The organism is Oligoflexus sp. (assembly GCF_035638955.1).
Classification (GTDB): Bacteria; Bdellovibrionota_B; Oligoflexia; order Oligoflexales; family Oligoflexaceae; genus Oligoflexus.
This window is the reverse complement of record NZ_DASQYZ010000392.1, coordinates 1-9,738: the sequence shown is the minus strand read 5'-3', so window position 1 is coordinate 9,738 and position 9,738 is coordinate 1. Positions and strand designations below refer to the sequence as shown.

Annotated in this window: 4 protein-coding genes; 2 read left to right on the top strand and 2 right to left on the bottom strand. The window is 51.5% G+C overall.

Annotated elements, in window-relative coordinates:
• Positions 1-426 precede the first annotated feature (426 nt).
• Both VE954_RS33735 and VE954_RS33730 read right to left on the bottom strand, forming a co-directional pair.
• The gene (locus tag VE954_RS33735; RefSeq protein ID WP_324961345.1) at positions 427-1,332 is read right to left on the bottom strand and encodes a sterol desaturase family protein; all 906 of its coding nucleotides are present in this window, start codon (positions 1,330-1,332) and stop codon (positions 427-429) included.
• A 415-nt stretch (positions 1,333-1,747) separates the two neighbouring features.
• Positions 1,748-7,771, bottom strand: coding sequence for a protein kinase domain-containing protein (locus VE954_RS33730; protein WP_324961343.1), 6,024 nt, complete (start codon positions 7,769-7,771; stop codon positions 1,748-1,750).
• Between the two features lie 393 nt (positions 7,772-8,164).
• Here VE954_RS33730 and VE954_RS33725 point away from each other — a divergent pair, with 393 nt between their 5' ends.
• Complete coding sequence (locus tag VE954_RS33725; protein WP_324961340.1) at positions 8,165-8,953, top strand: hypothetical protein; 789 nt, start codon at positions 8,165-8,167, stop codon at positions 8,951-8,953.
• A gap of 7 nt (positions 8,954-8,960) precedes the next feature.
• The coding region (locus VE954_RS33720) for a fatty acid desaturase (RefSeq protein WP_324961338.1) at positions 8,961-9,738 on the top strand (778 nt) is incomplete at its 3' end.

The window sequence follows — 9,738 nt, the reverse complement described above, 5'->3', positions numbered from 1 at the left end:
AGGTAATGATTCAGAATTACCAATGCTTTCAAGCTTCTTTGCCTTCGCCGATTCGGACATGATGAAACCTCATTTCCGCCACTTTTACTTCACTAAATTATCGGTAAAAGCTGTCTCGAACTTGCCTGGCACATAGGGATGAAGTGATCGCTGTACGCTCACAGGCCTTAAAACAGGCTTATGGCAGACATCCGGAGCGCTACTCAAAGCGTGGTCCTAAACTTCTGATTCCACAGGAGCAGGTCGGGATCAACATCCCGGTCACAAGACAGTCCGTGTATGTGCTTGGGTAGAAAAGTACACTAAACTTTTTTTATGACTGTCTCAAAATAGCTGATTTATTCCGAAACGGATGGCCATACGCACCCGCAATTACTATACAAAAACGCATGAATAGATTTTTTACCTGAGCCGATACCAAGGCAGTCAACTTGCAATTGGGAGATTTTCGTCCATAGGTGATACTGCGTTCAATCTATTGTACTCGCGCATCAATATCCGTGGACTAACAAAAACGTACCAAGGCTTGGCTTTCACAACAGCGAAAAAGGCCTTCGAAAAGCTGAGATAAGTCCCGTGAAGAGTGGAAGAGTTCTCAACGCCGTGGAGTCCGAAGTCACCAAATCGCAAGTTTTTTGTTTCACGGCAACTCGTGAAAAAGAGAAAATCGTAAAGCGAGATTATACCACCGAAGTTCTTGTCCAACTGATGGTCGTGAATGGAGTGATGGACCCGATGTAATGATGGGTTGTTGAAAACGTACCCCCACGCGGAGTTTCTGAACCAATTGGCACCGCTATGGAGAAAATACTGGTAGTAGAGGCTGGTCAGCAGAAGCACATAGGTCTCCAGGGAGTTGAAGCCCAGAAATCCCATAGGGATTGCGACTGCGATCCAGTAAATGGGATTGAAGTCCTTGAGATCGATTCTCACGCTGTTCTCATAGGCGAGCGTTTCAATCGCGTGATGGGAACTATGGAAGAGCCATCCCAAGCTTGTAACATGGGAGATACGATGATAGACATAAAAGAACAGGTCAACCAGTATCAAACTTACAATGGCGAAGACGATGGGATGTCGTATACTTTCCTTCAAATTAAAGATCACGAATTCATTCTTGAATAGCAGAAAGGATAGGCCAATGACCAGGACTGACAGAGTTGTCGCGCCCAGGTAGATTAGGGCCGAAATTTCCTTCTCTTTCTTATATTCCGACATAGGCTCTGACTTTAGGGCCAATCGCCAGTAGTGCCCGAAGATGGGAATGCTAAAAGCCAAGTTTAACAACAGGATCGTATAGAGATAACTCGATGTCGGGACAGTGAAGAGCAAGGTAACTTCCGTCACTAGAAAGCATAGTAATAGGAGTGAAACCGATCGAGAGAACACTGACTTTTGAATAAAAGCTTCCAATTGATGCCCCCTTAGCACCTATTGCTATCGGCATTTTTTTTCATAAAAATTCGCACCTGGATGTAATTTATCGATATTATTAAGTTTTTTGGATTGAATTCGCAGCATGTATTCTTGATCCGCAGAGGCAAGTCAAATGCAGCAGTTCACGGCATAAATATGGATCGTTCTGGGGGCGCCTAATCAAGGCAATCACAAAAGCCCAGTAGAAAGCCACCTTAGGCAATAATGCTCACATCCAGTAGCCCCTTTTGTATCTCCAAAGCAAGTTCGGCAGCCAGCCCTTGCCAGTATCTGCAGAAGCGACCTCCAGACCACTTCCAGAAGCACCGCATCACGCTGCGTTCCGCTGGAGATCGATCTGGAAGAGATCCAATGGTAACGAGATGACGAAGGTGAAGGCACAAAAGCCTTCTTCGACGCGCCGAGTCTTAAGGAGCTCCAATTCGATACTGCCGCTGGCTTCCTGAATGGTATCCTTGACGGCAGTCATTCCAATGCCGCGGCCTGAAAGATCGCTCACTTTTTCGGCCGTGCTGAGATCCGGGTGGAAGATCAACCCGGCCACGTTCTGGGGTTCAGCGGCCTCCTGTGGGCTGATAAGTTTCTTTTGGAGTCCTATCTCCTTCAGTTTTTTCAAATTGAGGCCGCGACCGTCATCTTCCAGAAGAAAGTCGATCATGCTTCCACGAATTTGCGCTGTGAAGCTGATGTGGCCGCGAGCCGGCAGTCCTTTGGCCTCACGTTCGGCGCCCGACTGCAGGCCGTGATCCACCGAATTGCGGAGCAGGTGGACGAGGCTATTGCGGAACATCTCTTCGACAGGGCGCGTGATCCGGAGTTCAGGCAGGTCGAGATGAATCTCCGGCGGCATTTTGCCAAGTTCCACCGCGATGGCTTCGACTTCCCTGAAGAGCTGCTGCAGGAGATCACTCATCGAGATAAAAAGCGAGTTGCGTATGACGGAGAGAGGCTCATACAGCGCCTGATCATCCTGGGCCTGCAAATGTTCGTAGATTTGCAGAATCGGTTCGCGCGGTATACTAATGGCTTCGGCTTTGCTCACGCTGCGGGCGAGTTTTAGCTCGGCGACCTGCTGGTATTCCTGAAAGATCTCTTCGATCCGCTGCAGCTTGGTCTGCAGGATGGCAATATCCGTATCTTTGGGCTCGGTCCGAATGCAATCAGCGAAATACTGCTCGATCTCATGGATGACTTGATTCATGCGGCGCAGGCCCAGGGAACGGGCATTACCCTTAAGCGTGTGCGTATTCATGAAGACTTTTTTCAGGACTTCCACGGCGTCCCCACCGAGTCGCAGCGACTCCAACTGCTCCTGATTCTTTTTCACGAGCAACTGACCGCTCGCGCTGAACCGGGACCATGCGCGCTCGCTGTTACCAAGGATTTCGCTGATGATACGCAGCTCCTCGTCCTTGCGGGCGGCTGCAGCCTGCAGGCCGCGCAGCTCGGTCACGTCGTTGATGGTAATCAGGATCCGTTCGACCTTTTCCTCGTCGTCGCAGATGGGAATCCAGTCCAATTCCAAAGCAAATTCCTCGGCCCCCTTACCCGAGAGGCTGCGCGGCAGAAGATGCGAGTTGACCTCGAACATGAATTCCATCTCACCCAGACTCGAAAACAGAACTTGCTGTGTTTGATCAATTTCATCAATAGTCGAGGACGTGCGAGCAAAGAGGAGAGGCAGGAGCGACTTATCGTGAAGTTCGCTCTCACCCAGCAGGCGTTCGAGGAAAGCGGAATAATCCTTATTGATGTGGATATCGTCGCTGGAAATCGTACAGATTCCCATCCCGATATGCTGCATGATGCTTTTGATATCGCGAGTTTGCTCGATCACCCGAAGTTCGAGTGTCTGGTGCAGTTGCGAAATTTCGTCCTTTTCAATCGCGAGCTGCTTGTTAAGTCGAATATTCTGCAGCGCGATCGCGCCCTGGGTCGCGATGGGCTGGGCGACTTCCACGCTGCGCTTGTCGAAGAGATCGTAGAGCTGTGTGTTGGCCAGATAACAGTAGCCCGCAACTTTTCCCTCGGACATCAGGGGCAGGAGCAGCGCCGAACCGGTTGTGGTGGCCTGGCCATACTGTTTGTCCTGGGCTGTGCGGATCATAGGATCCTTTGGGCGCGCCGTCAGGGCTTTTTGAATAAAAGACTGATCGACCTTGCTTTTGAAAATCTCATTCTGTTCAATCCGGATATTGTGCGCCACCAGAGGTGACCAACGGGCATTCTCCTCAAAATAGAGCAGGGCCAATTCCGAGCCTGATGCCTGGCACAGGGCTTCCATCAGAGCGCGATACAGTGCATTCTCTTCATTGATCGCACTCAGCTTCAAAAGTACATCCATCAGTGCCTGCACCTCCACCTGCTGGCGCAGGCCAACGCCGCGACGGTTCATGTCGGTGCGCGTGGCGTTGCGGGTGGAGCCACGGTTGAGAAGCTCGGCGCGGGCCAGTTTCTGGCGATTGCTTTCCTTTTCACAAAGGCCTTCATGAAACTTCCAATGGCGCCCTTGAAAATGTTCTTTGGCCAGGTGGAGGTGGGCCAGGGCAAGAGCCGGGTCTATGCTTTCCAAATGCTGGGCCAGGAGCAGGCGGCCCTCGGCTTCCGGCGTTCCCCAGCCGCGCTTGTTTGCATAACGGATGCCTCGTTCGATCATGCCCCGGCCGAAGCGGGGCCAGTCCATCGCAAAGAGCCAGCGTCCGGTCTCGAAGCATGTATGGGGCCGAAAGACACGAACCTGCAGGATCTGATTGCCCCAGAGAAAAGCGAGTGCTGCCAGTGCTTTCCAGGGTTTTTTATTCTGGATCAGGGCTCGAGCATAAAGAACGTGCGAAAAAGTAGCATAGGCCACGCGATGCACGCGCTTGGCGCTGATTTTGAAGGCTCTTTGAGCAAATCGCTCTGCCTCCTCATACTGGCCGATGTAGCCTTGATATTCGCCGATGCTCATGGCGGCCAGGACGGAATCGAGAGAGTCATAACCCTGCCTTTGAAGGTCGAGGTCGCCTTCATGAACCAACTGCAGCAGAAATTTCAACTGCTCCTCGTTGCCGTCCTCGAGCTGGTGACGGATGGCGCAACCCAACATCGTCGGCGCATAGCGCATTTTTTTCCAAAGCTCAATAAGTTCATGGGAGCGGATTCCAGCCTGTCCTGTCTCGGCACCATAATAGTCTGACAAGATCAAGCCCAATAAGGACGTCGAGCGCCAGAAGGACTCTCCCACCGAGGCGAGGATAGACAAGGCTTCTTCGAGCTTGCTTTGGACCCCTCGGAAATTCCCCCGTGGAAAGTCGAAAATCATTCCCCATAAGAAAAGGACAAAACCCTTGTCCACGGGATTGGCGGTTTTGTCGAAGAAGTTGTAAGCATGCCGAAAGCAGGCCTCTGGCAAACGGTTGAAGCCGAAGGTCGAGGTCACGACTCCCCAGAAGGCCATGGATATCGCCCGGTAACGATTATCCTTATAGGGAAACAGTTGGAGAGTAGTCGAAATGTGATTGGCAATGGCAGCGATGGGCAGAGTAAAATACTGGGTCTGCACTGTTTTGATTCGCAGCAAAAAGCGGATGTCCTCCTCTTCGCTGGAAATTTCCTTGGTCTGTCGGCCAAAGTATTTGAAGAAAAGCGAGTAAAGGATGAGGACCGGGGCACTGACTATTATATAGAGATAGGCCCCGAGTTCAGTTTTGAAGTAGCTCTCCCCCAGTATTTTCAAGCCCGCTTCAGTCGCCTTTTCGGCATTCCGGTAGTCGAAAAGGTTTAGGCAGTATTCGGCTTTTTTCGCATAGATATGGATACGTTTGAGGGGGGCGCAGTCAAAGGTGAGGAGTTGATCATAGATTTCCATGGCGGCCGCGACCTGTTCGGAAATGGAAAGAATATCAGCCGTCAATTCGAGCGCATCGAATTTTTCATCCAGGCTGACACCAGCCTGCGCGTCGATCGAATCGATCAAGGTCTGCAGATATTCCTTGGCTTTATCATAAGCGAAAATGCGTTTGGCGGCATTGGCTGTATGAATCAGGAAGGCCCGAATATCAGAATCCAGGTCGGTGCGTCCGCCCTTGCAGATGTGATAGGCCGCTTCAAAGAGAAGCGATTCATTGACTTTGTACCCGGCCTTCTTGATGGCCTGAATGGAAATAAGACCGAAGGCGTGATGCAGGACTTTGAGTTCGTCCTTTGTCAGAAGCGAATAGGATGCCTCCTGAACCTTATCATGGAAGAAGGCAAAGCGATCCAAGTCGGGACTCAGAATATTTTTCTGCAGGAGTTCCTGATAGGCGAGCTCAATTGTTTGCTCCCATTTGGCCGAACCCAGCTCACCCTCTTTCAAATGCCGATGTTCGGCCAGAAGCGGGAATAATTGCTTGAGGGCCTCGCGGCTCATCGCGTGGCCTGCAACGCTGGCTATGCTGACGAGTGACTGCTGGACGATGTTCAAGGAGCGGATGCGTTCGGCTACCAGCCCTGCGACACCGCTGGAAAGATCGGCGTCGTGAATGCGCTCTTCATGGAATTTCCAGGCCTGCGTCTCTTCATCAAGGGCGTAGATCCCGGTACTGAGCGCTGATTTCAGGTACTCATAAATAAAGAAGGGATTGCCGGCTGTAAAGCGATAGCAAAGATCCTGGAGTTTTTCGACCTCCGGACCAGATTCGTCGAGCAGGTGTTCGACCAGGGTGTCGGCATCCCGCTGATCAAGAGGACCGAGCTCGATCAGGCTGAAATCGTGCCGCATGTCCAAAAAAGTGGGAATGAGCATGTGCCCTTCGCCAATCTCATTGGAGCGATAGGTCCCCATCAGCATGGTTCGCGGTGCATCAGCGTTGATGATTTTACGCCCCAGCACAGCCAGGATCTGCAGGCTTTGCCAATCAGCCCATTGAAGGTCATCGATGAGGAGCAGTTGACTTTCATTTTGAGCAGGCAGAAGACTCAGGAACTCGCCGATGGTCTGATTGAAAACCTGAAAGCCGTGTTCGCTGTCCGTATTGCGGAAGGGTTCGGTTGCAGGAAGGAAAGGCGCATAGAAGCTGTAACGTTCCGCGATGAGCTGGATCCGGGCACCAAGCCTTAGCTTGAGGTTTTTCTGCCACTGGATGAGATTTTCGCTGGAAACTCCCCGCAGGTATTGGCTGTGCTCGACGAGGATCAGGGTGATGGCACTGAGCGGCAGATTCCGCTCGTATTCCGAGAATTTCACAAAGCTGATCAGAGACGTTTGGTGTTTGGCTTTGTGCAGGATTTCAAAAGCCAGACGGGACTTGCCTGTGCCTGATGGAGCTCCAATCAGCGCCAGGGCCTGTCCGCCTTCATGGGTTTTATCCAAGAGGGAATGAAGTTCAGACATCTCCCGCTGACGGCCCACCATGGGAATGCGATAGTTCAATTCACGCAGCTTGTCCTTGGTGCCCAGAGCGAAGGATGAGAGCTCGCGATGCTCGCGCAAGGTCTGCAGGCAGCGCTCAAAATCGGCAGCGACACCGAATGCCGTATGGTAACGATCGCTCGGATCTTTGCGCAGAAGTTTGCTGATGATATCGCCGAGGGCCACCGGGAATTCAGGAAAAATCTCCGGCAGAGCCTTGGGCACCTCATAGAGTAGGCGATTGATCAGGTCGCCTCCGTCCTGCCCGGCGAAAAGCGGATTCCCCAGCACGCATTCATGGAGAGTGGCGCCCAGAGAATAGAGGTCGCTGCTCGCATTCCCGGCAAGCTTGACGAAGCCGGTTCTTTCGGGTGGCAGATAGGCCAAGGTCGCCAGATTTCCGTTCCGATCCAGCAGATTGCCTTCCAGGAACCCGGCGTGGCCAAAATCCACAAGAACGGTTTCCAGTTTTTCCTTATTGCGAAAGCATATGTTTTGCGGCTTAAGATCGCCATGATAAAGGTTATTTTGATGCACCATGACGAGCGCCGAGCTGATTTGAAATCCCAGGCAGGCGATTTCCTCAGCCGAGAAAACCTGTTGGCCGGGCGGAGAGTTGCGCCGGCGATCGCCTATTGCCTGGAGCAGATCGCCGCCTGGAAAATATTCTTCGATGATGTAAGGGATGGGCGGATTATGCTCGACTAATACGATGGAAACGATGCCTGAATGTTTGATCTTGCTGACCGCCAGACTCTCTTTGTGCACCATTTCAATGCCTTCAAGATTCGACTGCTCAAGCAATTTGGGGTTGAAGCATTTCATCGCCATGATCTGACGCTGACCGTCCCGGTCCATTGCAACCCGGTATACTTCACCCAATCCGCCAACACCCAGTTGATCGATGATTTCGATCTCACCGTTGCGGAGTTTTTCACCTGATTTAAAGAGTCTGGACAATTCCTGATCCATAGTTGGAATGATTGAATACGAGCTTTTATCGGAGATTATGAGTCAGTCTTGAGGGGGCCTCAGCTGGTTAATTGGTAAAAAATGGAAAAGTCGCGAACGTGCCTGGCTTGCTCAATAAAGAAAAGAACAGGGAGAATACTGCATTTATGGGCTAAGGCCATGTTCCAAGAAATTGAAAAGGGGTCAAACCATGCCCTTGGTCTGCAGGACCGAAGTCAACCGCCCTCGCTGCACCCTCGAATCCAGAAAGCCTTTCGTGTAACTGCACTGCCGCATCTAGTAAGCCATAAAAACACCTTCATTTCCGGCACTTGCAATAATATTACAGTAATTGACAGAACATGACTATATCGGTAATAATTTCTTCAGAGGTTAACCCCGATGACGATCGAGAATAAAGACTATCAGCCTAAAGATCTCATTATGGATCTTATGAGAGTCGTGGCACCGGATTCTCTAAACATAAAAGTCCTGATCGGCATCGGAACCTTGTTTGGTTTCAATGCGAACCAGATGCGGGTCGCCGTGACTCGACTTTGCCAGTCGCAGCAGCTGACGTGCCATGAGCGGGGTAGCTATGAGCTTGGAGACCTGGGCCAGGCGTCAAGATTATTTTCCCGGGACTGGCAATTGGGTGAAGATAGGCTCCGTTCCTGGGACGGATTTTGGTACATGGTGGCCATCCCGCCTGCACTTGAACGGAGCCGCCATCGCCGGGCACTCCAGGCTTTGCATCACACTGGGTTCCGACAGGGGCTGCGAAGCCTTTTCGTTCGTCCCGCCAATCTTTGGCTTTCCACTGAGCCATTACGTGACCGTTTGCATCGCCTGGGTTTGGATGAATCCTGCCAGGTCTGGAAGGCCGGTGATATCAGCCCGAACCTTGGTCACGAATGGCAAGGTTTGTGGAACGCTGAGGGATGGGAAGCGGGGCACCATTCGGCACGTCAACAGCTTGAACTGAGTCTTGCAAACCTTCGCAGACTGTCACTTGAAGATCAACTGCGGGAAACTTTGTTTCTGGGCCGGGAGTCCATTCGCCTGCTTGTGACGGATCCGCTTTTGCCACAAGCGATAGCACAGGGTGTGGAACGCCAGCTGCATACGGCTGTGATACAGGCATACGAAGAGCCGGCCAGGAAACTTTGGTTGAATAAACTTCAAAATTAGAGGCTTCATGAAAGCAGTGTCGACACTGGATAACGTGGAAGCATCAGTCAGCTACTTTTCCCGTGAAGAACTAAAAGTTCTGCTCGAGAGAAGCAATTACCAAGGCTGGAAGAGCCTCGCCATCAACTGGGGAATCATCATTCTGGTGCTGATCGCCGTCGCACTGTACCCCCATCCCTTGCTCATCATTGTCGGCATGGCGATACTCGCGGGCAGACAGCTGGGTCTTGCCATACTCATGCATGATTGCGCCCACTATTCCTTATTTGCTACAAAAAGCCAGAATCAATGGGTCGGGCGCTGGCTATGTGGAGCACCTCTGCTGATTGATCTCGATGGCTATCGGTCCTATCATCTCAAGCATCATCAAACCGCAGGTAGCGTGGGTGATCCGGATTATCCCAACTATCAGAATTATCCGGTGAGTCGCAAGAGTTTCACCCGGAAAGTCCTGCGCGATCTCAGTGGCATCACTGGAGTCAAGACTCTCTTAATCCTATTGTCCATGAGCCTTGGGCTTGCTGATTATACTCTGGCCTATAAATCGAGCGATGAAAAAACCAAGAAGACATTTAAAGAAGCCTTGAATCTCGCCAAGCAATTTCTGCTAGCGCCTCTGCTCTTTCATTTGACATTTTTCGCGCTTTTGTTCTTTTTGGGCGTTCCCTGGCTCCATGGGCTTTGGCTTCTCACTTACCTAACCATCTACATGCTCGTGCTTCGTATCCGTAACGCGGCCGAACATGCCGCGCTACCCGAACGTTTCAGTCCCGATCCGAGGCTGC